At 66.9% G+C, this 25,932-nt stretch carries 25 protein-coding genes; 15 read left to right on the forward strand and 10 right to left on the reverse strand.

The window, feature by feature from the left end; all coding sequences use genetic code 11:
- Positions 1-211: 211 nt before the first annotated feature.
- The 4 genes from G372_RS0103890 to gshA form a co-directional block, all read right to left on the reverse strand.
- Complete coding sequence (locus G372_RS0103890; protein ID WP_018864584.1) at positions 212-3,370, reverse strand: efflux RND transporter permease subunit; 3,159 nt, start codon at positions 3,368-3,370, stop codon at positions 212-214.
- Complete coding sequence (locus tag G372_RS0103895; RefSeq protein WP_019624037.1) at positions 3,367-4,482, reverse strand: efflux RND transporter periplasmic adaptor subunit; 1,116 nt, start codon at positions 4,480-4,482, stop codon at positions 3,367-3,369. Before G372_RS0103895 ends, G372_RS0103890 begins: the two co-directional genes overlap by 4 nt.
- 76 nt (positions 4,483-4,558) lie before the next feature.
- Complete coding sequence (locus G372_RS0103900; RefSeq protein ID WP_019624036.1) at positions 4,559-5,575, reverse strand: glutathione S-transferase family protein; 1,017 nt, start codon at positions 5,573-5,575, stop codon at positions 4,559-4,561.
- A gap of 125 nt (positions 5,576-5,700) precedes the next feature.
- The gene (gshA, locus tag G372_RS0103905) at positions 5,701-7,287 is read right to left on the reverse strand and encodes a glutamate--cysteine ligase (protein WP_019624035.1); all 1,587 of its coding nucleotides are present in this window, start codon (positions 7,285-7,287) and stop codon (positions 5,701-5,703) included.
- Between the two features lie 147 nt (positions 7,288-7,434).
- Between gshA and budA the strand changes: the two genes are divergently transcribed.
- The 9 genes from budA to G372_RS0103950 all read left to right on the forward strand — a co-directional run bounded on the left by budA (position 7,435) and on the right by G372_RS0103950 (position 14,935).
- Positions 7,435-8,247 (forward strand): acetolactate decarboxylase, encoded by an 813-nt coding sequence (gene budA, locus G372_RS0103910; protein WP_026279045.1) that lies wholly within the window; start codon positions 7,435-7,437, stop codon positions 8,245-8,247.
- A gap of 79 nt (positions 8,248-8,326) precedes the next feature.
- A complete protein-coding gene (locus tag G372_RS0103915) occupies positions 8,327-8,725 on the forward strand; it encodes a hypothetical protein (protein ID WP_018864579.1) in 399 nt (132 codons plus the stop codon).
- Between the two features lie 100 nt (positions 8,726-8,825).
- Positions 8,826-9,698: a helix-turn-helix domain-containing protein gene (locus G372_RS0103920; RefSeq protein WP_019624034.1), complete on the forward strand. Its 873-nt coding sequence runs from the start codon at positions 8,826-8,828 to the stop codon at positions 9,696-9,698.
- A gap of 189 nt (positions 9,699-9,887) precedes the next feature.
- Positions 9,888-10,976: a class I SAM-dependent methyltransferase gene (locus tag G372_RS0103925; protein ID WP_019624033.1), complete on the forward strand. Its 1,089-nt coding sequence runs from the start codon at positions 9,888-9,890 to the stop codon at positions 10,974-10,976.
- A gap of 21 nt (positions 10,977-10,997) precedes the next feature.
- Positions 10,998-11,360, forward strand: coding sequence for a group I truncated hemoglobin (locus G372_RS0103930; RefSeq protein ID WP_019624032.1), 363 nt, complete (start codon positions 10,998-11,000; stop codon positions 11,358-11,360).
- Positions 11,361-11,388: 28 nt separating this feature from the next.
- Positions 11,389-11,856, forward strand: coding sequence for a DUF302 domain-containing protein (locus G372_RS0103935; RefSeq protein WP_019624031.1), 468 nt, complete (start codon positions 11,389-11,391; stop codon positions 11,854-11,856).
- Positions 11,837-12,460 carry a hypothetical protein gene (locus G372_RS0103940; protein ID WP_019624030.1) on the forward strand — a complete coding sequence of 208 codons (624 nt, stop codon included), beginning with the start codon at positions 11,837-11,839 and terminating at the stop codon, positions 12,458-12,460. Before G372_RS0103935 ends, G372_RS0103940 begins: the two co-directional genes overlap by 20 nt.
- A 20-nt stretch (positions 12,461-12,480) precedes the next feature.
- Positions 12,481-13,002: a TlpA family protein disulfide reductase gene (locus G372_RS0103945; RefSeq protein ID WP_425274025.1), complete on the forward strand. Its 522-nt coding sequence runs from the start codon at positions 12,481-12,483 to the stop codon at positions 13,000-13,002.
- Between the two features lie 247 nt (positions 13,003-13,249).
- Positions 13,250-14,935 carry an alpha/beta hydrolase gene (locus G372_RS0103950; RefSeq protein WP_018864573.1) on the forward strand — a complete coding sequence of 562 codons (1,686 nt, stop codon included), beginning with the start codon at positions 13,250-13,252 and terminating at the stop codon, positions 14,933-14,935.
- On the opposite strand, the gene G372_RS0103955 is transcribed toward G372_RS0103950, so the two are convergent.
- Together G372_RS0103955 and G372_RS0103960 are read right to left on the reverse strand one after the other, a co-directional pair.
- Positions 14,932-15,348: an ABZJ_00895 family protein gene (locus G372_RS0103955; RefSeq protein ID WP_019624028.1), complete on the reverse strand. Its 417-nt coding sequence runs from the start codon at positions 15,346-15,348 to the stop codon at positions 14,932-14,934. The two genes, G372_RS0103950 and G372_RS0103955, sit on opposite strands and share 4 nt — an antisense overlap.
- A gap of 92 nt (positions 15,349-15,440) precedes the next feature.
- Positions 15,441-15,803 carry a hypothetical protein gene (locus G372_RS0103960; protein WP_019624027.1) on the reverse strand — a complete coding sequence of 121 codons (363 nt, stop codon included), beginning with the start codon at positions 15,801-15,803 and terminating at the stop codon, positions 15,441-15,443.
- 214 nt (positions 15,804-16,017) lie between these two features.
- Here G372_RS0103960 and G372_RS0103965 point away from each other — a divergent pair, with 214 nt between their 5' ends.
- Complete coding sequence (locus G372_RS0103965) at positions 16,018-16,854, forward strand: M90 family metallopeptidase (RefSeq protein ID WP_019624026.1); 837 nt, start codon at positions 16,018-16,020, stop codon at positions 16,852-16,854.
- Positions 16,851-17,249 carry a flagellar basal body-associated FliL family protein gene (locus G372_RS0103970; protein ID WP_018864569.1) on the forward strand — a complete coding sequence of 133 codons (399 nt, stop codon included), beginning with the start codon at positions 16,851-16,853 and terminating at the stop codon, positions 17,247-17,249. The genes G372_RS0103965 and G372_RS0103970 overlap by 4 nt, the downstream gene beginning before the upstream one ends.
- A gap of 101 nt (positions 17,250-17,350) precedes the next feature.
- Here G372_RS0103970 and G372_RS0103975 read toward each other — a convergent pair whose 3' ends face one another.
- Together G372_RS0103975 and G372_RS0103980 are read right to left on the reverse strand one after the other, a co-directional pair.
- Positions 17,351-17,647, reverse strand: coding sequence for a hypothetical protein (locus tag G372_RS0103975; RefSeq protein ID WP_018864568.1), 297 nt, complete (start codon positions 17,645-17,647; stop codon positions 17,351-17,353).
- A gap of 75 nt (positions 17,648-17,722) precedes the next feature.
- Entirely contained in the window at positions 17,723-19,645 is a 1,923-nt protein-coding gene (locus tag G372_RS0103980; RefSeq protein ID WP_019624024.1) for an ATP-binding cassette domain-containing protein, read from the reverse strand.
- A gap of 546 nt (positions 19,646-20,191) precedes the next feature.
- Between G372_RS0103980 and G372_RS0103985 the strand changes: the two genes are divergently transcribed.
- Positions 20,192-21,115: a GGDEF domain-containing protein gene (locus G372_RS0103985; protein WP_019624023.1), complete on the forward strand. Its 924-nt coding sequence runs from the start codon at positions 20,192-20,194 to the stop codon at positions 21,113-21,115.
- A 19-nt stretch (positions 21,116-21,134) separates the two neighbouring features.
- On the opposite strand, the gene G372_RS0103990 is transcribed toward G372_RS0103985, so the two are convergent.
- Together G372_RS0103990 and G372_RS0103995 are read right to left on the reverse strand one after the other, a co-directional pair.
- On the reverse strand, positions 21,135-22,076 hold the full coding sequence (locus G372_RS0103990; RefSeq protein ID WP_018864565.1) for a hydrogen peroxide-inducible genes activator: 942 nt from the start codon (positions 22,074-22,076) through the stop codon (positions 21,135-21,137).
- Positions 22,073-22,426, reverse strand: a complete 354-nt coding sequence (locus G372_RS0103995; RefSeq protein ID WP_019624022.1) for a DUF3301 domain-containing protein — start codon at positions 22,424-22,426, stop codon at positions 22,073-22,075. The genes G372_RS0103990 and G372_RS0103995 overlap by 4 nt, the downstream gene beginning before the upstream one ends.
- Positions 22,427-22,485: 59 nt before the next feature.
- On the opposite strand from G372_RS0103995, the gene G372_RS0104000 reads away from it, so the two are divergent.
- Genes G372_RS0104000 through G372_RS0104010 form a run of 3 tightly spaced genes read left to right on the forward strand, consistent with a single transcriptional unit; the run spans position 22,486 to position 25,861 of the window.
- Positions 22,486-23,319: an inositol monophosphatase family protein gene (locus G372_RS0104000; RefSeq protein ID WP_018864563.1), complete on the forward strand. Its 834-nt coding sequence runs from the start codon at positions 22,486-22,488 to the stop codon at positions 23,317-23,319.
- Positions 23,316-24,716, forward strand: coding sequence for an adenylate/guanylate cyclase domain-containing protein (locus tag G372_RS0104005; RefSeq protein ID WP_019624021.1), 1,401 nt, complete (start codon positions 23,316-23,318; stop codon positions 24,714-24,716). Before G372_RS0104000 ends, G372_RS0104005 begins: the two co-directional genes overlap by 4 nt.
- Positions 24,713-25,861, forward strand: coding sequence for a hypothetical protein (locus G372_RS0104010; protein ID WP_026279043.1), 1,149 nt, complete (start codon positions 24,713-24,715; stop codon positions 25,859-25,861). Before G372_RS0104005 ends, G372_RS0104010 begins: the two co-directional genes overlap by 4 nt.
- Positions 25,862-25,932 lie beyond the last annotated feature (71 nt).

Here is a 25,932-nt window from a genome sequence, read left to right on the forward strand (position 1 = left end):
GTTTCAGCGCCGCCGGCCCGAGGGCCCTGGAGCAAGGTCCCCGGGCGGAATCCGGGTGCCCTTCTTTGGGTACTTTCTTGGGCAAGCAAGAAAGTGCCTCGCGGCGCGCTCGCGAGTGAGCGCACGGCAGGCGGCCGGACGAAGCCACCGTAAACTCCAGAGGACGAACCAGGCCCCGCCCCAGCAGGGCAGGCGGCCCGGCAACGGGAAATCAGGGTTCGGCGCGTGGGGCGGATGAGGCGCGGGCGCCGCGGCGTTCGCCGTCGACGTCGGTGACTTCGGCGTCGAGGTCGTGCAGGCGGCGGGTAGTCGCCAGCGGCGAGGTGGTGCCGCGCGCGACCAGGCTGTAGGCCGCCGGGATCACGAACAGCGTGAACAGCGTGGCGAACAGCACGCCGGAGAACACCGCCACCCCGATCACGAAGCGCGTCTCCTCGCCCGGCCCGGAGGCCAGGATCAGCGGGATCGACCCGGCTACGGTGGTCAGCGCGGTCATCAGCACCGGCCGCAGGCGCATACGCGCCGCCTCGACCACGGCGGTGTCGAAGTCGCGCCCGCGGTCTCGCAGCTGGTTGGCGAACTCGACAATCAGGATGCCGTTCTTCGCCGCCAGCCCGATCAGCATGACCATTCCGATCTGGCTGTAGATATTCAGGGTCTGGCCGGTCAGGTGCAGCCCGAGCAATGCCCCGACCACCGCGAGCGGTACGGTCAGCATGATCACGAACGGGTGCACGAAGCTCTCGAACTGTGCGGCCAGCACCAGGAACACAACCAGCAACGCCAGCGCAAAGACGAACAGGATCGCCTCGGATCCCGTGCGCAGGTCCAGCGACTCGCCCTTGTAGTCGATCCCGGCCTCGTCGGGCAGCAACTCCGCCGCCTTGGCATCCAGGGCATCCAGCGCCTGACCGAGCGTCATCCCGTCCTGCAGGCCGGCGGTCAGGGTGACCGAGCGGGAGCGGTTGTAGCGCTCCAGCGACGAGGGACCGGCGAACTCCTCGTAGGTGACCAGACTCGACAGCGGCACCATGGAGCCGGCCGCCGAACGCACGTAGAGGTTGTCGATATCCCCCGGGGTGCGGCGTTGGTCCGTCAGCCCCTCGATGATCACGTCGTACTCCTCGCCACGATCGACAAAGGTGGTCACATCGCGGCCGCCGAGCACGATGTCCAGCGTGCGCCCGACATCGCGCATGGATACGCCGAGGTCGCCTGCGCGATCGCGGTCCAGGCGTACATTGATCTGCGGCTGCGTGGGCTCGTAGTCGAGATCCACGCGTGTGAGGCCGTCAATGCCCTCGGCCGCCTCGCGCATGATCTCGCCCCACTCCTCGAGGGTGTCGTAGTCCGGCCCGGAGATCACGAACTGTACGGGTGGACCGATACGTCCGCGCGAGAGGCCCTGGCGCATGACCACGCGCGCCTCGACCCCCGGCATCTCTTCGACGATTTCCCTCACCTCGTCGATCACCTCCTGCCCCGACATGTCGCGGTCATCCCAGTGCTCGAGGATCGCGATCACAAAGCCGTTGTTCATCAGCTCCGAGCCACCGAAGCCGCGCGGCGTACGCACCAGGGCCCGGCGAATGGGACCATCCTCGATCAAGGGCTGGATGCGCGTCTCGATCTCGGCCATCTGGCGGCTCATGTAGTCGAAATTGGCCCCCTCCGGGCCGTCCACCATTACGAAGAAGGCACCACGATCCTCGTGCGGTGCGAACTCCTCGGGCAGGGTGTCGAACAGATACCAGGCCGCCGCGAGCACCAGGGCAAGGATCGGCACGATCAGCCAGGCGCCCTTCAGGCCGGTCTGCAGCGCCCGCCCGTAACCGCGTTCCAGGTAGGAAAAGCCACGGCTGATGAAGCGCGCCGCACCGGTGTCGTCGTCGCCCTTGTGCATCAAGCGCCCGGACAGCACCGGCGCGAGGGTGAGCGCGACAATACTGGAGAAGAACACGGCGATCGCCATCGCGATCGCGAACTCCGTAAACAGGCGTCCGACCGTACCCTCGAGGAAGGCCAGCGGCACGAATACCGCGATCAGTACCGAGGTGGTTGCCACGATCGCGAAGCCCACCTGCCCGGCGCCGCGATAAGCGGCCAGCAGGCCGGGCTCGCCACGCTCGATGCGGCGATGGATGTTCTCCAGCATCACGATGGAATCATCCACCACCAACCCGACCGCAAGCACCAGCGCCAGCAGGGTCAGCAGGTTGACCGAGAAACCGAACAGGTTGATGCCGATAAAGGCCGCCGTGATCGCCACGGGTACCGTGACCGCCGGGATGATGGTCGCCCGCCAGCTGCCCAGGAACAGCCAGATCACGAACACCACCGCCGCGGTTGCCACGGCCAGTGTGATGTAGACCTCGCGGATCGCCCCCTCGATGAACACCGACTCGTCGTAGGTGGTCACCAGCGAGGTGCCCTCCGGCAGGCTGTCCTGCAGATCGGCCGCCAGGGCCTTCACCCCGTTGGCGACATCCAGCACGTTTGCGTTCGACTGGCGGATGATCCCCAGCCCGATCATGTCCTCGCGGTTGCCCCGGAACTCGCTGCGTTCGGTGTCCGCGCCGATATTGACCTCGGCGACGTCGCTCAGCCGCACCAGCTGCCCTTCCTCGCCACGCTTGAGCACGAGGTTGGAGAAGTCCTCCGGGGTGCGGTACTGGCGATCGACCCGCACCGTGAACTCGCGCTCGACCGACTCCAGACGCCCGGCCGGGAGCTCGACGTTCTCCTGTTCCAGGGCATCGGCGATGTCCGTTACGGTCAGCTCGCGCGCAGCCAGGGCCTCGCGGTCCACCCAGATCCGCATCGCATAGCTGCGCGCACCGCCGCGGCGCACCAGCGCGACACCATCCACCACCGAGATGCGGTCGATCAGGTGACGCTCCGCGTAGTCCGCCAGCTCCAGCTGATCCATCGTGGTACTGGACAGGTTCAGCCAGAGGATCGGGTTGGCGTCGGCATCCGCCTTGGTGACCTCCGGCGGGTCAATATCCTCGGGCAGGTCGCGCATCGCGCGGCTGACGGCCTCGCGCACGTCGTTGGCCGCCGCGTCCAGGTCGCGATTCAGGTTGAATTCGATGGTAATGCGGGACTGGCCGTCCTCGCTGGTGGACTCCACATAGCGGATGCCCTCGATCCCCGCGACCCGGTCTTCCAGCCGCTGGGTCACCTCGCGCTCGATGATGTCGCCGCTGGCGCCAGGGTAGACGGTGTCGATCGTGACCACGGGCGGGTCCACGTCGGGGTATTCACGTAGCGGCAGGTTGTCGTAGGCGATCAGGCCGAAGGTAATCAGCAGCAGGTTGAAGACAATCGCCAGGACCGGACGGCGATTGGCGACATCCGAGATAATCATTGCGCGTCACCGGCCTCGCCGGTTTCCAGGAACTCGGGCACGCGCGGCGGCAGTACGCGCACGGACTGCCCGTCACGCACCCGGGACACGCCCTCGGAGACGACCACATCCCCGGTTTCCAGCCCGGAGAGGATCTCGGCAAAGCCCGGCATGCGCCGCCCGATGCGGATCCGTACGCGCTCTACCGTGCCGTCATCCAGATGGCGGAAGGTGAAGTGCTGATCGGCCACCTGCTGAACCGCGCCCTCGGGGATAGCGACCCGTTCGACCGGATCCAGCGCCAGGCGAATATTGACCAGCATCCCCGGGCGCAGGATGAAGTCGGGGTTGTCCACCGTCGCGCGCACCGTCAGCGTCCGGGTCGACACATCGAGGCGGTTGCTCACCGCAGAGACCTGCCCCTCGAACGCGCCGATCGCGCTGCGGCCCATTACCGTGCTGCCCAGTGGAATCGCGGCCGCGTGCCGCTCGGGCACCGCGAAATCGACCCTCACCCGTTCGATATCGTCCAGCTCCGCGATCGGGGTGCCGGGGCTTACCAGCGAACCGGGACTGACCTGACGCAGACCCAGCCGGCCGGAGAACGGGGCACGGATGGTGCGATTGGCCACACGCGCCTGGGCGGCCGCCAGCCGGGCCTCGGCCTCGCTCAGGCGCGAGCGCTGCTGGTCCACCTGCTGCTGTGTCACGACGCCATCGGCCACGCGATCACGCACGCGTTCCAGTTCGCGCCGGGCCTCCTCCACCTGGACCCGGGCCTCGCGCAGGGCCGCCTCGGCCTCGTCCGCATCCAGGCGCACCAGGACCTGCCCGGCCTCGACCTCGTCACCGTCGTCGAACAGGACCTCGACCACGCGCTCGGTCACGTTTGCCGTGACCAGTACCGACTCGTTGGCGCGGACCGTGCCCAGGGACTCGACGATGGTTTCGAAGGTGCGCGGCTGCACGATGGAGGTCCGTACCGGGGTGCGACGATCCGCCTCCTCGGGGGCTTCATCAGTGGCCTGGCCCTCTCCGTTGGCCTCCGGACGTTCACCCTCGACCCCGTACCAGACGGCCACGCCAAGCGCCACCACGGCCAACAACCCCAGCAACCAGCCAATCGCCTTCACCCAGCCAACCCCTCGATACAAGGATGGCCCGGGCAAGCCCGGGCCAGCGTAGTCCCCGCCAATAGTGTAACGACCGTCACATCTCCGCGGCGTTCCGAAGCTCGGCCGGGAGATCCCCCAGCGGCCGACCGTGCGGCGCACTGTAATCGATCACCGGGCCCTTCGGCACGATGCCACTGGGATTCAGCATCGGGTGGCTGCCGTAGTAGTGCGACTTGATGTGATCCATGCGCACGGTCTCGGCCACGCCGGGGCGCTGGTAGAGCATGCGCAGGTAGGCCGACAGTGCCGGGAAGTCGATAATGCGCTGGCGGTTGCACTTGAAGTGGTTGTAGTAGACCGGGTCGAAGCGCACCAGCGTGGTGAACAGCCGCCAGTCGGCCTCGGTGATCCGGTCACCCACCAGGAACGGCTGGCGCGCCAGGCGCTCTTCCAGCCAGTCCAGGGTCTCGAACAGGCGGTCCCAGGCGGCATCGTAGGCCTTCTGGGAGGTCGCGAAGCCGGAGCGGTAGACCCCGTTGTTCACGTTCTCGTAGACACGCTCGTTGACCGCGTGGATCTCCTCGCGCAGGTCCTCCGGGTAGAAATCCAGGGTGTTGCCGGTGATGCCGTCGAAGGCGCTGTTGAACATGCGCACCAGGTCTTCCGACTCGTTGTTCACGATCCGGTCGGTCTGGGTGTCGAACAGCACCGGGACGGTCACGATGCCCGTGTACTTCGGATCGGTGCGGGTGTAGAGCTCGTGCATGTAGCGTGAGCCGTGCACCCGGTCGCCGGTGCAGCCGTCACAGTCATCGAAGGACCAGCCGGCATCGCCCATGTAGTGATGCACGACCGACAGCCCGATGTGCGGCTCCAGACCCTTGAGCCTGCGCAGGATCAACGCGCGGTGTGCCCAGGGGCAGGCATAGGAGACGTACAGGTGATAGCGCCCGGACTCGGCCGGGTAGCCGCCCTCGCCCAGCGGGCCCGCGGAGCCGTCGGCAGTCACGTAGTTGCGGTACTGCTGGTCCTGGCGCACGAACTCGCCGTTCTCGTCGGACTCCTCTTCCAGCCAGCCCTCGCGCAGTTCGCCGTTGATCAGAAGACTCATGGGATTCCCTCGGAGACGGTCCGGCCGCCACGGTTACGGATGATGAGCCCCGATTATCCTGTCGATAAACCCGAAAATAAATTGCGTAATTTGCGCTTGATAATTCGAAAATGTCGAACTCAAACTCAGGAGGCGCGCAGGGTCCCGTCGAAGTAGCGCTGCAGGAAGGTGTCGAAATCCAGGGTATCGGCCACCTCGATCGCCGCCTGCTCCGCCAGGCTCTGGCGCGCCAGGGCCTCCAGGGTCTCCGCGCGCGGCAATGGGCCGTTAAAGCGAAACGCCTCGCGGTGCTGCGCGGACAGACGGCGCGCATAGCGGTAGAAGCCTTCCTCCCGCGCCATCATGTCTTCAAGCATGCGTGCCGAGGGGGTCAGGTCGGCCTGTTCGACCTTGCCCCACTGCTCGCTGAGGGCGCGGCGGTACGGGTCGCCCGGCAGCTCCTGGTCAAGGATCGCGGCGACCGGGCGCATCACGGCCAGCAGCTTCCGGGCCCAGTCCTGCAGCGCGATCTCGCCGTCGGGGCGGCGCAGTTTCAACCCGGGCCGGCGGCCGTAGTGCGCCACATCCAGCAGGTTGGCGTCGATCGCATCCAGCTCACCCGGCTCCAGCTGCGGCCCCGGATGCAGCAGGCAGGTCAGGGCGAACACCTCGAGAAAGCGCAGCTGGGTCTCGTCCACCCCCAACGGGTGCTGGGCATTGATATCCACCGAGCGCAGCTCGACATACTCGATCCCGCGTGCCTCCAGCGCATCGGTGGGCTTCTCGAAGCGCTCCAGCGGCTGCTTCGGGCGCACGGTGGAGTAGTACTCGTTCTCGATCTGCAGGATGTTGGCGTTGAGCTGGCGGTATTCGCCATCGACTTTCACGCCGATGCGCTCCCACTCCGGACTGGGCGTGTTGATTGCGCAGCGCAGCGAGTCGACATAGCCGGCCAGCGAGTTGTAGTCCGCCTTGATGCCGGTGTCCGCCTCCTTGCGGTTGGTGTAGCCGATGTCGCCCATGCGCAGGCTGGTGGCATGCGGGAGGTAGGAGGTGTCGTCGTCGAAGTCCTCCAGCACCGCCCCGTGGCCCTCGAGAAAGGAATTGCAAACGGCCGGCGAGGCCCCGAACAGGTACGGCACCAGCCAGCCGAAGCGCAGCAGGTTGCGGATCATGCCCATCATGCGCTCGTCGCGGAAGGCGCGGTCGTCCTGCTCGCCCAGCACCTGCGCGAGCGCCGGCCAGAACTCGGGGCGCGGGGAATAGTTGAAGTGCACCCCGGCGATCACCTGCATCTTGCGCCCGTAGCGGTGCCCCAGTCCGATACGGTAAACGGTCTTCATGCGCCCGGCGTTGGACGTGCCGTACTGCGCGACCGGGATGGCGCTGTCATCGGCGGTCACGCAGGGCATGGAGGTGGACCACAGGGTCTCGTCGCCGACATTGGCGGCGGCGAAGGCCTGCAGGTCGTGCAGGAAACCCAGCGTCTCGCGCACATCGTCGAACGGCGGGGTGACCAGCTCCAGCAGGGCCTCGGAGTAGTCGGTCGTGATATTCGGATGGGTCAGGGCCGAGCCCAGCGCCGTCGGGTGCGGGGTCAGGGCCGGCGACCCTTGCGGGCCAACGCGCAGGGTCTCCTTCTCCAGGCCAATGCGCCCGTGCAGGCCGGTGCCCGCCAGGCGCTCCGCCAGCTGCGCGACCAGTCCCTGCAGATTGCGTTCGTCGGTTCCCACGGGGCTGCGTTTCCTGCCTGTCTGCAAACCCGGCGAACATACCGGAATGCGCCCCCGGGGTCACATGCAACCGGCACGGGGTTGCGGGAAGCCCGGCGCCCGCGCAACCTTCCCGGCAACCGATTGCGCTGACCGGAAGCCGCCGCGATGCCCAGTAACAAGCTGCCCCCTGAATTAATGGAACGCCTGAATGCGCGCGCCCGCCGCGAGGACCTGGACCCGCAGGCCCTGCTCGAGCGCTGGCTGGAGACGCCGGCGGCCCCCGCCAGCCTGTACGTCTCGGCACCGGTGAACGCCCTGGTCGAAGGACTTTATCGCGAGGACACGACGATCGCCGACATCCTTGATCGCGGCGATTTCGGGCTGGGTACCTTCAACGACCTCGACGGCGAGATGGTGGTCCTGGATGGCGAGGTCTTCCAGCTGCGCTCGGACGGCCGCGCCTACGCGGTCGTGCCGGAGACGCGCACGCCCTTCGCCTGCGTCACGCGCTTTCGCCCGTGGAGCGAGGAAACCATCAATACCCCGATGGACTACGACGGGCTGCTCGCCCTGTTCGACCGTCTGATCCCGTCACACAACATGGTCTACGCGATTCGGCTGGACGGCGTTTTCGACTACGTGCGCACCCGCTCGGTCCCGCGCCAGGATGCCTACCGGCCGCTGGTGGAGGTCGCCCGCGAGCAGCCGGAATACGAATTCGAGGGCATCGAGGGTTCGATGGCCGGCTTCTGGACCCCCGCGTTCATGCAGTCGGTCGCGGTGCCCGGCTACCACCTGCACTTTATCGATGCCGACCGCCGCTGCGGCGGTCACCTGCTCGAGGCCCGCCCGCGATCCATCCGGATCACCCTGCAGCACCTCCCGCGCGTGGATCTGGGCCTGCCCATGACGCTGGACTACCTGACCGCGGACCTGTCGCGGGACACATCCGAGGACCTGGACGAGGCCGAACACTGAGCTGACCATTCATACGCGCCTTTGCCTGCGCCCGCGCTGTATATTAGTCTTTTCTTATTTTTGGTAATCGGGGGCGCCAGTGGACCAGGAAAGACAACGCCGCAGCTGGGACGAGATCGTGGTGGATGCCCTGCGCACGCCCGCCGCCTGGCTGTTCCTGCTCGGGCTGGCCGCGGGCGCGGCACTGGTGCACTGGGGCGTCGAGCCGGGGCCGCCCGAGGGGGTCCTGATGGTCACCCTGCACAACGACAGCGAGGTCCCCATCCGCGCGGTCCACTTCGACTTCGGACACGACCTGTCCGAGTCGTCGCTGCGCGAGGGCGAGATCGGCCCCGGAGAACGCCGCCGTGTGGCCCTGAACCACCCGCCCGGGGCCGGTTTCAACGTGGAGATCCGCTACGCCGACGGCCATGAACAGGAGTTCTGCGCCAACCGCGGCGTGGAGGGCCGGGAACAGGAAGTCCGGGTCTATCGCTGACACCCCTGTCGCGGGAATCCCGTCACAAGTGGATCGACGGCTCGCCATGGCCTATAAGCCAGGTTGCGGGGTGCAGACGATGCCACAACGATCGACCAGTATGCTCGACTTCTTTGCGCGGGGGCGCGACGCGCCGTTCCTGCAGGAGGTCCGCGCGCGGGGAAACCCGCCGATCCCGATGCTCGAGAACGCCCACCCGCCGGGGCGCATGAGCACCCCGCCGGTGCGCGAGCTGATGATCAGCGACACCTGCGGGGCGCCCTTTCGCTTTCGTTGCGACATCGGTGCCGGGGCTTTTTCCGGCTGGGCAGACCCGAAGGAGTTCGTGGTGATCCCACCGAACGTTCCTACTTACTGCCAGATGCACGACCCTGCCAGGATGCGTTTTGTCGGTATACCAGCGGGACTCGCCCGCGCCTGCCTGGAACGCGACCCCGATGACCCACTGGACTTTGGCCCCCTTCATACCCGCACACAGGCCGACCCGCTGGTGAGTCAGGCCCTGGCGTGCCTTTGGCAGGAGATGGGGCGGCAGGACCCGGCCGCACGTCTGTTCGTGGAAAGCATGATCGCGGTGCTGGTCGTGCGCCTCGCCCGCCTCGCGGATCAGCACCAGGAACTGGCGTCGCGCCGAGCGAGTCTCGCGCCGCACCAGTCGGCACGGGTCATCGAATACATGCGCGGCCATCTGGATCACCGTGTCACACTGGGCGACCTGGCCGCCCTGACCGGTCTGTCACCCTGGCACTTCGCGCGCGCCTTCCGCGAGACGCATGGCCTGCCACCACATCGGTACCTCACGCGCCTGCGCCTGGAGCGGGCCCGCGACCTGCTGGTCCGCACCCCCCTGAGCGTTACCGAGATCGCCAGCGCCACCGGGTACTCGTCGCAGCAGCTGGCCCGACACTTCCGCCGCGCCTTCGGTGTTGCCCCGGCGGCCTACCGGCGCATCCACGCGGGCAGCGCCGCATAGGGCCACACGGTTTTTTCGAGCCTTCCTCGCTCGACCCGCACCCGCCTCGGGGTGGCCGGCCAGCGGCGGACGCCCCCGGCGGGACATTTGCCGCAAGAAAGCGCCGCCCGGCGCAAGTTTCTGACAGCGCAGGGCGCCCCCGCCCCCTAGGCTCGAGACAAAGCCATCCGCCACCCCCGAGGCCGGCCCATGTCTTCTGTCTCGCAAACCAGAGCAACGCCACGGACTGCCGAGGCCTTCGGCGAGCACCTGATCGAGGTCCTCAACCACGGCGCGGTGTGCCTGATGCTCTCGGTCGGACACCGCACCGGGCTGTTCGACCAGATGCGCGACCGACCCGCCGCGACCGCGGAGGCGATCGCCACGGCCGCGGGCCTTAACCCGCGCTACGTGCGCGAATGGCTGGGCGCGATGGCCACCGGCGGCTTCGTCACCGTGGAGCCGGAGGGCCCGCGCTTCGCCCTGCCCCCGGCACACGCCGCCTGCCTGACCCGGGCCGCCGCGGCTGACAACCTGGCCGTCTTCGCCCAGTACATCGGCCTGCTGGGCGGCGTGGAGGACCGGATCGTGGACGCCTTCCATACCGGCGAAGGCGTCGGATACGAACACTATGCCCGCTTCCACGAGGTGATGGCCGAGGACAGCGGCCAGTCCGTCCTGTCGTCGCTGGAAAGCGACATCCTGCCGCTGGTGCCGGGCCTGACCGACCACCTCGAGCGCGGCATCCGCGTACTGGATGTCGGCTGCGGCAGGGGCCGTATCCTCAACCGGCTGGCGACGCTCTACCCGCGCAGCGAGTTCACGGGGCTCGACCTGTCGGCAGAGGCCATCGAGCAGGCCCGAGCCGAGACGCAGACCCTCGGGCTGGACAACGCGGTATTCATTGAGGCGGATGCCGCAACGCTCGATCGCCACGTGCCGGCACGCCAGTTCGAGCTGATTACCACCTTCGACGCCATCCACGACCAGGCCGACCCGCTGGCCACCCTGGAGGGCATCCACCGCGCACTCGCGCCCGAAGGGATCTACCTGATGCAGGACATCCGCGGTTCCGGCGCGATCCGCGACGATCTCGATCATCCCCTGGGCCCCTTTCTCTACACCGTGTCCTGCATGCACTGCATGCCGGTATCACTCGCTCAGGGCGGCCCGGGACTGGGCGCGATGTGGGGCGAGCCCCGGGCCCGCGAATACCTGGCGCGCGCCGGCTTTCACGACATCCAGGTCCATCAACTGGCCCATGACCCGCAGAACAACTGGTACGTGGCCACCCGATAACCCCCGCGAGGAGGATTCATCATGACCGACACAAATCTCTACGAACGCCTGGGCGGCGAGACGCGCATCCGCGAACTCGCCACCACCATCTTCGACAAGCACACGCAGAACGCCACCATCCGCAACCGCTACGCCAATACGGATCGCGATGACGTGATTCGCCTGGTGACCGAATTCATCTGCAACGGCACCGGCGGCCCGCAGGCCTACAGCGGACGCGACATGCTGACCACCCATCGCGGCATGAACATCAGCGAAGAGGAATTCGTCGCGGTGGTCGACGACATCGTCGAGGCCCTGGACGAACACGGGGTCGGCCAGCGCGAGAAGGAAGAACTGCTGATGATCTCCTGGTCGCTGAAGCCGGAGATCGTGCGGGTCTGACATCCCTGTCTCCCTGGAGGACACCATCATGAACATACCTGCACACTTCCCCGCGCTCGCCCTGTGCATCGCCGGCGCCGCCGCTGTGGGCCTGGGCACACCGGTCGCCAGCGCGGACGAACCGGACGACCACTTCATCATCCGCGACTGCGAACAGTCCCGCGAGGATCTGGCCCGCGCCATCCGCGAGTTCGCCGAGAACGAGGAGGACTGGATCTTTCTGGCCGAGTTCGACCTGGCCGGTGGCGACATCACGGCCCTGAAGGTCTGCTATCTGCCACTGGGCCCGGACATCGTGGATGCCGGACTGCACGTCGGAGCGATGATGCCCTGCGGCCAGATCGGTCTGTACGAGGAGAACGGCAACACGAAACTCTCGATGCTGCATCCGAAGTTCATGACCACGCTGCAGCCGCACCCCAGTCTGGAGCGCGCGGTAGAACGCGCCGAGCCGGCCTTCGAGACGCTGCTCGATCATGTCCTGGGTGGTCCGTAGCGCACGCGGCCCGGCACGCTGGCCCCGCTGCCTTGCGCTGGCCCTGCTGGCACTGGCCGCGTCACTGGCGTCGGCCAGCGCCGGGGCCTCGGGAGAATTACAGATACACACGGACGCAAGCAGCGGCCTGACGACCTGGACGTGGCAGGACAGGAGTCTCTCGCTGGAGCTGGCGCAACTGCTACCGGACCAGACGCGCGCGTTCTTCCAGGGGCGTGGCTTCGGCTCCGACCACGCCGAGCTTGTCGCAAGCCATTGCGTCTTTCAGGCGATCCTGCGCAATCGCGGCCAGCATGCCATCGAGGTGGCCCTGCCCCACTGGAGCAGCCACGGACCGGAAGGGTCAGCCCCTCCGCGCACAAACCGGGACTGGCAGGCCGCATGGGCGCAAGGGGAGGTAGCGGACGCGGCACGCATCGCCTTTCGCTGGGCCCTGTTTCCCGGCGAGCATCACTTCGAACCCGGCGACTGGCTGATGGGCATGATCCTGTTCGATCTCCCGCCAGCCACCCCCTTTGAACTCACGTTGCGCTGGCGTGAGGCCGGGGAGACGCAAGAGGCCCGTCTGCCGGACCTGAGCTGCGCCGGGGAACCGTCGGGATGACGACCATGTACCGGATCACGATGGGGCTGATCCTTGTCGCCCTGCTGGCTGGCACCGGCGCGGCAGACACCGGCACTCTTACCGGCATCGAGCCGCGCCCGGAAGCCCCGCCCCTGGAACTCGGAGATCTGGACGGCCGGGAGCACACCCTGGGCGATTACCGGGGCCAGGTCGTGGTCGTGAACTTCTGGGCGACCTGGTGCCCGCCGTGCCGCGAGGAGTTGCCATCCCTGCAGAGACTGTGGGACACGCTGGGGCCCGAAGGGCTGGTCGTCCTCGGCGTCAACGTTGGCGAGGACGCCGATCGCATCTTCTTTTTCACCGCCGACTACCCGGTCGACTTCCCCCTGTTGCTGGACCGCGCTGCTAACGCCATCGATACCTGGCCGGTACGCGGCATCCCCACCACCTTTGTGATCGACCCGGAGGGACGCATCGCGTATCGCGCCATCGGGGCGCGCGAGTTCGACCACCCCGACATCGTCGAACGACTGCGCGAGTTGCGGCGGACCCACTCACCCGAGGCAGCCATGCCCGAGTAACGCGGGCCCGGGGTCGGCGCGCGTTGCGCAGACCGAGACGTCATTCAAGGAACCATGCCTCCGGGGGCAGGCATATCCGGCACCACCGACTCAAGGCGCCGGGCACGCTCGAACCGGTGCCATAGCCACTTGCAGCCGCTGCCCAGCACGCGGAGCCGGGGCCCGGCCAGGGGATGCGGAGACTTGAACCTGCGCGGCCGCCCCGACAGGATGTTGGTTTCCCTCTCGCACAGGAACTGCGCACGCGATGTCGGTCGTCGCCCACCTGCAAACCCGCCTGCGGCGCTTTATCTGGCCGGGCTGGGCCACCCGTGTCCTGGGGTCGCTGTCGATCCCGGGGCTGATCCTGGCCACGCTGTTCTTCGCCGCCTCGCTGACGCCAAGCCTGATCCCGCGTACGGACGATGTACAGGGCATCCTGTCCGGGTTGTCGCTGGCCGCGGGGTACGGGCTGGGCGTGTTTTTCCACTGGCTGTGGTCCTACCTGGAGCTGCCAGAGTTCGGCGAGCGTACGCACAACACCCTGGTGGTAATCGCCGGCGGCGGGGCCGCGCTGATCGTGCTGACGTTCCTGTGGCAGGCCACCGAGTGGCAGAACACCATCCGCGAGCTGATGGAGCAGGAGCCAGTGGACGGCGGCTTCCCGATCCGGCTGGGCCTCATCGCCGCGGCGGTATTCGCGGCCACCCTTGCCGTCGCACGACTGTTCCGGCTGCTGGTACGTTTTCTTGCGCGGCACCTGCGGCGCTTCGTCCCGCGGCGGCTTTCGAATGTGATCGGCGTCCTGGCCGCCGCCGCCGTGTTCTGGGCCATCATTGACGGCGTGGTGCTGGAGTACGGCCTGCGCACCGCCGATCGCAGCTTCCAGCAGTTCGACGTACGCGAGTACCCCGGGGCCGAACAACCCACCAACCCCGCTCGCACCGGCAGTGCCGAGTCGTTGATCTCCTGGGACGAGGGACTGGGCCGTCAGGGGCAGCGCTTTATCAGCGACACCCCGGCCGCATCCGATATTGCGGACTTCACCCGCGAAGAGGCCCTTGATCCGATTCGGGTGTACGTCGGCCTGAATGCGGCCGAGGAAATCGAGGAACGTGCACGCCTGGCCCTGCAGGAGCTCGTTCGCACGGACGCCTTCGAGCGCTCCGTATTGATTCTGGCAACGCCCACCGGACGCGGCTGGGTGGACAACCGCGCGATCGCGCCGGTGGAATACCTGCACGGCGGCGACATCGCAACGGTCGCCGTCCAGTACTCCTACCTGCCGAGCTGGCTGTCGCTGATGTCGGAATCCCAGTACGGCCACGAGACGGCCCAGGCCGTATTCGCGGAGATCTACAGCTACTGGAAACAGCTCCCCGCGGACGCGCGACCGGAGCTTTACCTCTATGGCCTGAGCCTGGGTGCGCTGAACTCCGAACGCGCAGCGGACCTGTACGACGTGATCGGCGACCCGTTCAACGGTGCGCTCTGGGCGGGGCCACCGTTTCGAAGCGAGACCTGGCGCGACATCACGCGCCAGCGCCAGCCGGACTCCCCGGCCTGGCTCCCGCGTTTTCGCGACAGTTCGGTCGTGCGCTTCACCAACCAGGAGAACCACCTCGACATCCCCGGCGCCTCGTGGGGCCCGATGCGCATCGTTTACCTGCAGTACGCGAGCGACCCGATCACCTTCTTCGAGCCTCAGGCGCTGTACCGGAAGCCGGAATGGATGCAGCATCCACGCGGTCCGGACGTCTCGCCGGACCTGACCTGGTATCCGGTCGTCACCATGCTTCAGCTGGCCGTGGATGTGGCCATCGGCGATGCCGCGCCGCGCGGCTACGGCCACGTCTACGCGGCTGAACACTATGTCGACGCCTGGCAGGCGGTGACGGATACGGAGTGGTCCGAAGACGAGATCGCATGGCTCAAGCGCCACCTGGCCGACTAGTCGGAAGCCCCATGGGGAACCAGGCCGCGCTTGCGGAGATTGCGCCCCGTGAGGTTGACCAGCGCCACCACGAATCCCGCATACAAAAGCGCGAAGAAGCCCACGATCCCGAGGACCACGGCGTCGAGTGCGATGCCTTCGGCCCATACCAGCAGCAGCGTGAGGGGCAGCTGGGTACCCCAGAGCACGGCCACCATCACTGTGATCACCCGCCGTTTCTCGGAGGGTGACAGATAGCGCCCGTTCCTGCGCCCGAAGGCCTCGCAGGGCCACATGACCGCCAGCACGAGAATCGCGATGCCAAGCGGCGTACCGAGCTCGTCCAGCCCGAACCAGGCCACCACCAACATCGCAGCGATCGACAGCGAGAAATAAAGCAGGACGAACCGCGTCAGCAGATTCTTGATGGACATGAGCCCCCTCCCTGGGTGTGCGTCGGCCGCACCATCCTGTGCGGCCCGAATGAAATCCGAAGTTGCGCCGACCCTGCGGTCAGGGCGGGCCGCTACTGCTCGGCAAACTCCGCGTCCTCAATGATCACGGGATAGGTATAGCCCGCGCCGAAGTCGCGATCCAGAACCAGCGTCCCCGTCACCGAGACGCGTTCGCCGGCCTCGGGCAACTCGGTGGACGTGATCGTGATGTAGTCACCCTCGCTGCCGGTTCCATCCACGAAGTGGATAAAGTTCACGCCCATGATGTCCTCGTTGACCCGACCCACGATCCCCTCCAGGCGGACCATTTCGCCTTCGAGTTCAGCCGGCGCCTGGTTCAATTGCTCGACCGTATGGACCTCATCCGCGGCCACGAAGGGCACCCAAAGTGCCACCACCAGCAGTCCCGCCACGATTCCCGCTTGCTTGCGCATCCGCTCAACTCCGTCGTCTTGTTTGTGGCAGCCGTGCCGGGCCGCCCGAGTCCGCGATTCTGGCACAGAACGACCCCTTCGCGTCGCGACGCCGTCGCCCGGCGCGGACAGGAGGCCCGATGGTCTTCGACAGCCGCCCGTCGCCCGCCCTGTCCCGGGCTGGGCCGCATCCGTCCAGGCGGCATGCCGGCCGCAAACATGCGACGATGTGGCTATGCACGACACGCCCCACTATCCTTTGCGCGGCCTGCTCAAGCGGCTGATCGAGCCCTTTGCGGCCGGTCATGCCGGCCGAGTCTCGCTAAGCCCCGATGAATGGGAGACCCTGCGGCGCCAGGTCCCGTTTATCGCGACCCTCACCCCCGAGGAAACCGAGCGTCTGAAGGGACTGGTGGAAGGGCTGCTGGGAACCCGGGAGTTCGTGGGCATCGAATCGGAGCCGACACCGGGGCAGTGCCGCATGATCGCGGCCTACGCCGCCCTGCCGGTCCTGGAGCTGGGGCTCGCCCCCTACCGCGACTGGCGCACGCTGGTGCTTTACCCAGACACCTTCGTGCCGGAGCACGAATGGGTGGACGAGGACGGCATCGTGCATCAGGGGGCCATGCCGCAGTCCGGCGAGGCCTGGGAGCGTGGCCCGGTGATTCTGTCCTGGGCCGATATCGTTCGCGACGGTGCCGTGGTGGTGCACGAGATGACCCACGTACTGGATGCCGGCAACGGCGACGTGAACGGCTTTCCGCCGCTCGCGCGCGACCACTCCGCCGAGGACTGGACCCGTGACTTCACCGCCGCCTACGAGGCATTTGTGGCGGCCGTGGAGAACGACACCCCGGAAGACCAGCTGCCGCTGGACCCCTACGCCGCGACCGCACCGGAGGAATTCCTGGCCGTGGCCGCGGAGGCCTTCTTCTTCGAGCCGCAGGGGCTGCGCGAGACCCTGCCGGCGGTCTATGATCATCTGGCCCGATATTTCCGCCAGGAACCGCACCGTCGCGCGGCGACCATCGCCACGCGAGGGGCCCACTTGCCACACGAGATCTCCGCATGAAGACCCCGTCGCCAAGCCTTTTCCTGCTTCTCCTGCTGTGGTGGGTCATCCCCGGCAGCGTCCTCGCAGTCGATGACCTGGACAGCCGCTACGTGACCCTGGAACCCGTGGTGGTCAACATGGAGTCTTCCGACCGCGCCCGCTACCTGCAGGCGAAGATTCAGCTCGAGGCCGCCGAGATGGACGATGCCCGCCAGATCCGCGAACACATCCCGGCCGTCCGCGATCGCCTCATCCAGGTCATGGGGGGGCGCGCGCCCGACAACCTGCGTGGCAGCGCGGCCCGCGAAGACCTGCGTCAGGAAGCGCTGGAGGAACTCAACGAACTGCTGGAGGAACTGACCGGCGCGCCCCGCATCGAGGCCCTGTACTTCTCCGACTTCATTCGCCAGTAACGCACGACCCCCATAAAGGAGACCCCGGCAACCACATCCTGCCGGGGTCCAAGGGGCCCGACGGAGGACCGGGCCGGGGTCCCGCCAGGGACCCAGTAAAGTCAGTGCGGCCGGTGCAGCAGTGGCATCTCGCCACGCTCGACCATGTGCCGGATCAGTGTCGCCCGCCCCGGATCCGCCTGCTCCAGCTCGGCGGCACACTGCGAGTCCTGGTGCGTGGCCTCGGCCAGCAGCACTTCGAGCTCGCGCAGGTCCACCTTCGGCTGCTGCAAATCCTCCGGCTTCGGGTTTTCCACCATGTGAGTCTCCCAGAACATCCTGGGATGCCAGCAGTGCAATTGCGCGTCCGGGTGATGAAAGAGTTCTACACAGCGACGATTGAGTTCCTGTGCATTCATTGCGAATGACCCCTCTTGCCGGTGTATTCACCCTCCTGTATAGACGCCCGAATATCCGAGTTCAAGGGTCAGGCATTAGGCCCTGGTCACAGAATCATCCCGGTCCGACTCAAGCCGTGCCGCCTCCAGCGCCTCGAGCGCCTCCATCCATTCCGCCTCGGCGTTCTCCAGGCGCGTGCGCAACTCGCCCTGTTCGCGGGTGAGTTCCGCCAGGCGACCCGCGTTACCTCCCGCGTACAGGGCGGGATCGGCCAGCTCGCCCTCGATCGCCTGCAGCCGATCTTGCAGCTCACCACAGCTCTGTTCCGCCGCATCGGCCCGCTTCTGCAGGGGACGCAACGCCGCGCGCGCCTGCGCAGCCTGCTGACGCCGTTCCTTCTGTGAACGCGGCGCCTCGATGGTGGGGGTGATCGACGGAGTGGAGGCGCTCTGTGCCTCCCGCTCGCGCTGCAGCTCACGAGCGTAGTCGTCCAGGTCACCGTCGAATTCTGTGAGATACCCACCCTCGACCCGCCAGAAACGGTCGCAGACACGCGCCAGCAGTTCCCGGTCATGCGCCACCACGACCAGCCCGCCGGCATAGTTCTCCAGCGCCTCGGCCAGGGCCTCGCGCATATCGAGGTCCAGGTGATTGGTCGGCTCGTCAAGCAGCAACAGCGCGGGCGCCTGCCAGATCAGCATCGCCAGAACCAGGCGCACCCGCTCGCCACCGGAGCACTGACCAACGGGGCCATCCGCGCGCTCGCCTGGAAACCCCAACCCCCCCAGGAAGTCGCGCAGGCGCTGTTCGGGGGCGGCGGCGTCCAGCCGCTTCATATGCGTCAGGGGCGAGGCCGCAAGGTCCAGTTGCTCACGCTGATGCTGGGCGAAATACCCCACCCTCAAATTGGGGTCGACGCGCCGCTCGCCCGCCGTCGGCGCGAGCACGCCCGCCAGCAGGGACAACAGCGTCGATTTCCCGGCGCCATTGGGCCCCAGCACACCAATGCGATCCTCCGGGCGCAGACGCAGATCAGTCGCCTGCAGGCGACAGGTCTCGCCCTCGCAGACCTCCGCCGCCTCCAGCGCCAGCAGTGGGTCGGGTAGTCGCTCCGGGGTCGGGATCTCCAGGTGGATCGGGCGCGCGGCGCGAATCACGGCGACCTCGTCCAGCCGTTCGAGGCGCTTCAGCCGGCTCTGGGCCTGGCGCGCCTTGCTGGCCTTGGCGCGAAAGCGGCGCACGAAGTCCTCCAGGTGCGCACGCTCGGCCGCAACCTTCGCCGCGGCGGCCTCGCTTTGTGCGGCGGCCTCCGCGCGTCGCGCCTCCGCCTGGGAATAGCCGCCGCTGTAGAGCTGGATCCGCCCACGCTCGATATGGGCGATGTGCGTCACAACCGCATCCAGGAAACGTCGGTCATGTGCGATCACGATGACCGTGCCAGGATAACGCGCCAGCCAGCCCTCCAGCCAGACGATGGCCTCCATGTCGAGGTGGTTGGTCGGCTCGTCCAGCAGCAGCAGGTCCGAGCGGGTCATCAGGGTCCGCCCCAGACCAAGCCGCATGCGCCAGCCACCGGAGAAGTCGCTCATCGGGCGATCGGCATCCTCCGGCGCAAACCCGAGACCGGCCAGCAGGCGGCGCGCCCGGGCATCGGCGGCCCAGCCATCGATTGCGTCGATGGCCGCATACAGCCGCGCGTGTTCCGCGCCATCCTCGACCGACTCCAGCTGCCGCTCCAGGTCGCGCAGCTCGGCGTCGCCGTCGAGCACGTAGTCGACCGCGCGGCGGGGGCTGCCCGGGACCTCCTGCGGGAGATGGGCCACGACCCACTCCTCCGGCACCTCGACCTGGCCCGCATCCACGGACAACTCGCCCTGCAATGCCGCCAGCAACGAGGACTTGCCGCAACCATTCGCGCCGGTGAGGCCCACGCGCCACCCGGCGTGAACAGTGAGGTCGCTGTGCTGCAACAGCACCTGCCGGCCACGCCGCAACTCAATGTCGGAGAGACGAATCATGGGCGCAGTTTAGGGAAACGCTGACCAATGTACACGCTCGCGCTCGAGTCGCTCTTGCGTGCTGACAAGGCGCGGTGAGCGCGGTGTAGCCGAGCTACATAAGCGAGCCGCAACGCCGTAAGCGGGCAAGAGCGGCCGAGCCCCTGCATTGAATGGTTTGTGGGGTTGGTGCCCCCTGTTCCCCGATCCTGCGTTGCGCCGCTTGCGGGTAGAACCACTACCCGCTGCACGACGCGCCTTGTCTCGGAAAACAGGGGGCACCAACGCGAGTGCGTACATTGGTCAGCGTTTCCCTGAGGAAACGCTGAAAAAACATACACGCCGGCACACGCGGCCAAAGGCTGCACCCGCACCGATGCGTCAATATCTTGCCACCCCTTGCCGCCCGGGGCGGTCCCGCCTTGCCGCCCCGGCAGAAGGGCGCCGATTTTTTGTCACCCGCTCAAACCAATCCCACACAACATGCTGTTTGTGTGGCCTTTAATCAGTCTGGCACAAAAATCGCTTTACCCGGGGTCCGAGACTATTGGATTTGGCGAGGAAGCCATGAATCGCGACGGAAACGCAGGGAATCTGCGCCTGGTACCGGGCAAGGGGAAATCGACCGCACGCCCCGAGGCCCCATTCGATGCACTGGCCTTCGTCCAGTCTCTGACCGCAACACTGGAATTTGAGACCGTGCTTCAGCGCCTGCACGAGCAGCTCTACGCCCTCCTGCAGCATTCAGGCTGGATCTTCTACACCGAGGGCGACGAGCAATCCTGGTCGGGCGGCGAGGACGATCGCCATCGTATCGAATACGGACTGAGCTACAACGGCGCCAGCATGGGCTCGTTGATCCTGATGCGCGGACGCCGTTTCAGTGACGCGGAACAGCAGCAGATCGAAGCCGTGCTGGGCCTGGCCGCCCCGGCCCTGCACAACGCCCATCGGTACCGCCGACTCGTATCCACCCTGGAGACCGACGAGCTCACGGGACTGGGCAACCGCCGCGCCTTCGAGATCCAGGGTGCCAAATGGCTGGCCGACTGCCGGCGCCAGGACCGCCCCCTGTCCGTGCTGGCCATTGATCTGGATCACTTCAAGCGCATCAACGACGACTATGGCCATTCCGTCGGGGATGAGCTGCTGCGCCGGGTAGCCGATACCCTGCGCACGGCCACGCGACAGTCCGATCTGCTCGTGCGCATGGGCGGGGAAGAGTTTCTGGCCGTCTTGCCGGGCGCGGACCTGGCTTGTGCCATGGAATGCGCAGAGCGCATCCGTCTGGCAATTGGCAGCACCCGCGCCACCGCGACGGCCGACGACGCATCGGCCCTGCAAAGCGAGGGCATGGTCAGGGTCACCGCCAGCATCGGGGTTGCCAGCGTTGGCCGCAACACCACCCTGCAGGCCCTCTATCAGAAGGCCGACGAGGCGCTGTACGCTGCCAAGCAGTCCGGTCGCAACCGCGTCCTGGCCGGCCACTGAATCCCAGCCCGTTCGGTCTTCAGCAACTCTCTCCGGGCTGAATGAAATCCACGCAGGTCAGTGCGGTGGCGAGTATGGCCTGACGCAGGGCCTCAATCGCTTCCGGACGCGGAAAGCTGGTGCGCCAGGCCAGTGCCACCCGGCGACTGGGCACCGGATCCTGGAACCGGCGCACGGCCAGCAGGCGCTGGGCGTAGCGATCCGCCCCTACGGCCGTACATGGCAGGATGGTCACTCCCATGCCCGAGGCCACCATATGGCGGATCGTTTCCAGTGAGGATCCCTCGAGATTGCGCGGCGTACTGCCGTCTGCGGTAACCGTCCTCTGGCAGGCGGGACACCGCTCCAGCACCTGGTCACGGAAGCAGTGCCCGGCCCCGAGCATCAGCAGGGTGGCATCCGCCATGTCTTCGAGGGCCAGCGTCTCCTTGTCCTGTAACGGGTGGCCGCCCGGCAGCACCGCAACGAATGGCTCGTCATACAATGGAAGCGTGACCACTCCCGGCTCCTCAAACGGCAGCGAGATCACGATTACGTCCAGCTCGCCCTGCTTCAGACGCTGCCGCAATCGGTCCGTGTAGTTTTCCTCGATGACCAGCGGCATCCTCGGTGCGCGTTCGCGCAACGCGGGGATCAGTTCGGGCAGCAGGTACGGCCCGATGGTATAAATCGCCCCAAGCCGCAGGGGTCCGGCCAGTTGATCCTGGCTTTGCACCGCCACCGCACGCAGCTGTTCCACCTCGGTCAGTACACGCCGTGCCTGCGCCACCACCTGCTCGCCGGCAGGGGTCACATTCACATCGCCACGCCCACGCTCGAACAGCGTGACGCCCAGTTCATCCTCGAGTTTGCGAATGGCAACCGACAAAGAGGGCTGGCTGACATGACAGGCCTCGGCCGCGCGGCCAAAATGACGCTGGTCGGCCACCGCCACGACATAGCGCAGTTCGCTCAGCGTCATCGCCCGGGGCCCCGATGCCCCGCACCGTCATCGCCATCCACCAGGCGCCCGTCATCGGGCAGATCGAGGGTGACCTGACGCAGGCGACGGCCGTCCAGCGAAATCTCGCCGACATGCCGACTGGAGCCGTCGGTGGCAAACTCAAAGCGGTACTGCCGCCACCAGCCCAGCCCCCCAGGCCGGCGCCGGATGGCCTGGTGCGTGCGCACTACACTGCCGTCGAGGAACTGCACACCGGCCTGTTCACAGCTGCGCCGTGCGATCTGGCGCACACGCTCGTGCGTGCGCCAGGAGTCATTCACATAAAAGGCCACCAGAACCAGGGCGAGGATTATCAGCAAAGCCGTCATGGATCGGTATGATACCCACATTCCATTTCCGGCCGACGATCACCCCAAACTCGACGCCCATGCCCATCAGCGACCCCGTATTCAATCAACTGGCCGAAGAGCTCCGTGCTGTCGGCCGCAGCGAGCTGCTACCGCGCTTCGAGGCCGGGATTGCGGTGGACTACAAGGACGATGGCTCGGTAATTACCCAGGCCGACCACGCCGTTGATGCTCGGCTGCGCGACCTTTTGACGCGCACGGTCGCAGACGAACCCGTGCTGAGCGAGGAGCAGCCCCGGCAGGAACAAGCCCGCGTGCTCGAACAGGCACCAGCCTTCTGGCTGGTCGACCCCCTGGATGGCACCAGCAATTTCGCCGGCGGCATGCCCTTTTTCGCGATCTCCATTGCACGCATCGAACAAGACCGCGTGACCCACGGCGCGACGTACGACCCAGTGCGCGACGAACTCTTTACCGCACGAGAAGACGGGCCGCTACTGCTGAACGATGTGCCCCCTCCGGCGGCCACCCGCGCGCCAGCCAGCCGCCTGGACCAGGCGATAGCCCTGGTCGATTACAAGCGCCTGGGCCCCGACCTGGCGGCTGCCATGGCCACGGACGCCCCGTATCGCTCGCAGCGCAACCTGGGGGCCTGCGCCCTGGAATGGGCGTGGCTGGCAGCCGGACGTGCCGATCTGTATCTGCACGGCGGACAGGCCCTGTGGGACAGCGCCGCCGGGACCCTGATGCTGGCGCGCGCAGGCGGCACGATGAGCAACCTCGACGGCGAGGCGGCATTCAGCCGCTCCCTGGAGAAGCGCTCCGCCATAGCGGCGCGCTCGGCAGCATTGTTTGATCTGTGGCAGGCGTGGCTGACCCCACGCCGAAAGTCCTCCATGGCCTCCGTCTCGTGAAAGCCGGGAAACAAGGCAACGGGCGTCTCTCTGCGGGGGATTTCACCCCACGCTATCTCCCCATTGCGTGGAAAATCGTCGCGGTCGTCGCCATTCTCACCCTGCTCGGGATCGGCACCCTGTCGGTCGTGGTGCTGAATCAGGTCACCAACGTCCTCAATAACCAGGTACGGGCTCAGGCCGAGCTGACCCTGGCACCCATCGCGCGCACCTCGGCCGAGCTTATGCTGGCCGAAGACCATCTGACGCTGGAGACCCTGCTGAATTCGCTGGTCGAGGACGGTCGCGTGGAATCGGTAACCGCCTACGCCATCGACCGCGGCGCAATCGCCTCGGCTGGTACCCCGCCCTCGCCAGCCGGGGGCATCGGTGAAGGGGTCTGGCCATTGGCGGCTTCGGCTGAGCCCTACCGGCGCGAGGTGCGCTTTCAGGATGTCCAGGTCGGCTACATCGAGGCGCATATCGACACGACCCCGATGCAGGAGCTGATCCGCAACACGATCAATGCGGGGATCGCGACCGCCATCGGCGTGTTTCTGCTCAGCCTGATCCTGGCGATCGACATCAGCAAGCGCCTGGTGCGCCCGCTGGAGCGCCTGGCACACGCCATGCGCGAACGCATACGCCACCCGGTCGACGAGCACGGGCGCCCCTTGCCGATGGTGCACGAGGACGAGATCGCCCAGCTCACCGCTGCCTTCAACAACATGGCCCAGGACCTGCTGCGCAAGGACCAGGTCGAATCGGCTCTGCGCCGTTATGTATCCGACGCGATCGCCCAGGACATCCTGGAAAACCTGGACCGCATCGAGCTGGGCGGGCGTGCGGTCGAGGGGTCCGTGCTGTTTGCGGACATCAAGGGGTATACCGCGCTGTCGGAACGCTGCACGCCGGAAGAGCTCGGGCGCATGCTGAACGAATTCTTCGGTCCGATGGCGGAATGTATTGCCCGTCACGGTGGAACGGTAGACAAGTACATGGGCGACTGTACCATGGCGGTCTTCGGCCTCGGCGGCGATGACAACCATCGCCAGACTGCGGCGCAAACCGGCCTCGCATTGCTGGAAACAGTTGCCGCCATCAACGCTGAGCGTGAAGGCCGGGGCGAGGAACGTGTCGAGTTCCGCATTGGCCTGAACGCAGGCGAGATGCTGGCCGGCAACATGGGCGCCCAGGACCGCATGCAATTCACCGTGGTCGGCGACACCGTCAACGTGGCGGCGCGCCTGGTTACGGTCGCACCATCCGCCGGCATGGTGACCACCCAGTACTTCATGGAACATGAGCAGGTGAAAGGGCAGTTCAAGACCGAGCATTGGGGAACCCACGAGTTACACGGGGTCAGCGAGCCCCTCGAGGTCGTCCGCATACTCGCGGCGGCGGACGCCACTCGATGAGGTTCCAGACGTTGAGACCTGGCCTGCTGCTGGCGCTGCTGGCCCTGTTGTTTTTGCAGGGATGTGCCGGCATGCAGCCCTTCATGCCCATAGAAGACCAGATCGAAGCCGCCGTCGAGGAGGGGGCCTACCAGCACGCCCTGGACCTGATCGACGAGCACGACCCCGAACCGGCCGACGAATGGACCACGCGCCGCGAGGAGATCGAACTCCTGGCTCGGGAGGCTGCCGAACGGGCAATGGAGGACGCGCGCGCCGTTTCCGGCGAGGGCGCGGTCGCCAAGGCCCTGGAAATCCTGGAGGACGCCGAGTCCCGTCTGCCCGAGAGTGAAGAGCGGGCGCATTTCATGAACCAGCTGGAACGCCAGCGCGAAGTCGGCCTGCGCACCCTGCAGCAGCGCCACGACATCCTCGAGGCCCGCAATCTGGTCGAGCAGTTGCGCTTGCTGGAAATCATGCATCCCCTGGTCCATGACTCCGGCCAGCTGCCCGCAGACCCGGACACCCTGAACGAGCGCGCGCCCAACCTGGCCCAGACCCTGGAACGCTATGCGGAGGAGAGCGAGGGTCGCGAACAGCTGGACCTGCTGCGCCTGGCGCAGGAACTGTCCCCCGACAGTGAACGCGCCGCCCGCATCCGCGAGGTCGACGAGGAGCTGCGCACACGCGAGGAAGACCAGGACCGCGAAGAGGAAGCCGAGCGCGTGTCCGCGATCAATGCACAGCTTCGTCAGGCACTGGAAGCGGGCGAATTGCAGCGTGCCGCCCAGTGGTGCCGCAGCGGGGACCTCCAGCTGGACGAAGAGGCCTCCGGCCCCGACCAGGCGGCGCAGCGCGCACGCATATCCCTGTGCGATGAATGGCGCGAGCAACGCGATGCACGCACCGAGCACCTGCTGGAAGAGGGTCGTCGTCAGTACACGGCCGGCCAGATCCAGGAAGCCGTCACCACGTGGGAGGAGGGGCTTGCGCTTGCCCCCAGCCACTCCGGGCTGGCCACCGCACGGGAACGCGCCCTGCGCGTGCTCGAACGCCTGGATACCCTGCGCATCCCCGAGGCCATGGTGCCCGTGGATCCTGACGCCGCACCCATACCCGAGTCCGAAGACCTGGCGCCCGAGGCAGACGGGGAAGACCCATCCTGACACCGGCCGCACCCATGGAATGACCCTGCGAGGGAGACGCTGATGGCGTCGCAAGCTTGCGATTCCATCAG

The organism is Thioalkalivibrio thiocyanoxidans ARh2 (assembly GCF_000385215.1).
GTDB classification, from domain to species: domain Bacteria; phylum Pseudomonadota; class Gammaproteobacteria; order Ectothiorhodospirales; family Ectothiorhodospiraceae; genus Thioalkalivibrio; species Thioalkalivibrio thiocyanoxidans.

What these genes read in the sequence shown, in the direction of transcription:
- G372_RS0103890 (WP_018864584.1), bottom strand. Translation starts at nt 3,370, where the DNA reads ATGATTATCTCGGATGTCGCCAATCGCCGTCCGGTCCTGGCGATTGTC.
- G372_RS0103900 (WP_019624036.1), bottom strand. Translation starts at nt 5,575, where the DNA reads ATGAGTCTTCTGATCAACGGCGAACTGCGCGAGGGCTGGCTGGAAGAG.
- budA (WP_026279045.1), top strand. Translation starts at nt 7,435, where the DNA reads ATGCCCAGTAACAAGCTGCCCCCTGAATTAATGGAACGCCTGAATGCG.
- G372_RS0103920 (WP_019624034.1), top strand. Translation starts at nt 8,826, where the DNA reads ATGCTCGACTTCTTTGCGCGGGGGCGCGACGCGCCGTTCCTGCAGGAG.
- G372_RS0103925 (WP_019624033.1), top strand. Translation starts at nt 9,888, where the DNA reads ATGTCTTCTGTCTCGCAAACCAGAGCAACGCCACGGACTGCCGAGGCC.
- G372_RS0103930 (WP_019624032.1), top strand. Translation starts at nt 10,998, where the DNA reads ATGACCGACACAAATCTCTACGAACGCCTGGGCGGCGAGACGCGCATC.
- G372_RS0103935 (WP_019624031.1), top strand. Translation starts at nt 11,389, where the DNA reads ATGAACATACCTGCACACTTCCCCGCGCTCGCCCTGTGCATCGCCGGC.
- G372_RS0103940 (WP_019624030.1), top strand. Translation starts at nt 11,837, where the DNA reads ATGTCCTGGGTGGTCCGTAGCGCACGCGGCCCGGCACGCTGGCCCCGC.
- G372_RS0103945 (WP_425274025.1), top strand. Translation starts at nt 12,481, where the DNA reads ATGGGGCTGATCCTTGTCGCCCTGCTGGCTGGCACCGGCGCGGCAGAC.
- G372_RS0103950 (WP_018864573.1), top strand. Translation starts at nt 13,250, where the DNA reads ATGTCGGTCGTCGCCCACCTGCAAACCCGCCTGCGGCGCTTTATCTGG.
- G372_RS0103955 (WP_019624028.1), bottom strand. Translation starts at nt 15,348, where the DNA reads ATGTCCATCAAGAATCTGCTGACGCGGTTCGTCCTGCTTTATTTCTCG.
- G372_RS0103960 (WP_019624027.1), bottom strand. Translation starts at nt 15,803, where the DNA reads ATGCGCAAGCAAGCGGGAATCGTGGCGGGACTGCTGGTGGTGGCACTT.
- G372_RS0103965 (WP_019624026.1), top strand. Translation starts at nt 16,018, where the DNA reads ATGCACGACACGCCCCACTATCCTTTGCGCGGCCTGCTCAAGCGGCTG.
- G372_RS0103970 (WP_018864569.1), top strand. Translation starts at nt 16,851, where the DNA reads ATGAAGACCCCGTCGCCAAGCCTTTTCCTGCTTCTCCTGCTGTGGTGG.
- G372_RS0103975 (WP_018864568.1), bottom strand. Translation starts at nt 17,647, where the DNA reads ATGAATGCACAGGAACTCAATCGTCGCTGTGTAGAACTCTTTCATCAC.
- G372_RS0103980 (WP_019624024.1), bottom strand. Translation starts at nt 19,645, where the DNA reads ATGATTCGTCTCTCCGACATTGAGTTGCGGCGTGGCCGGCAGGTGCTG.
- G372_RS0103985 (WP_019624023.1), top strand. Translation starts at nt 20,192, where the DNA reads ATGAATCGCGACGGAAACGCAGGGAATCTGCGCCTGGTACCGGGCAAG.
- G372_RS0103990 (WP_018864565.1), bottom strand. Translation starts at nt 22,076, where the DNA reads ATGACGCTGAGCGAACTGCGCTATGTCGTGGCGGTGGCCGACCAGCGT.
- G372_RS0103995 (WP_019624022.1), bottom strand. Translation starts at nt 22,426, where the DNA reads ATGACGGCTTTGCTGATAATCCTCGCCCTGGTTCTGGTGGCCTTTTAT.
- G372_RS0104000 (WP_018864563.1), top strand. Translation starts at nt 22,486, where the DNA reads ATGCCCATCAGCGACCCCGTATTCAATCAACTGGCCGAAGAGCTCCGT.
- G372_RS0104010 (WP_026279043.1), top strand. Translation starts at nt 24,713, where the DNA reads ATGAGGTTCCAGACGTTGAGACCTGGCCTGCTGCTGGCGCTGCTGGCC.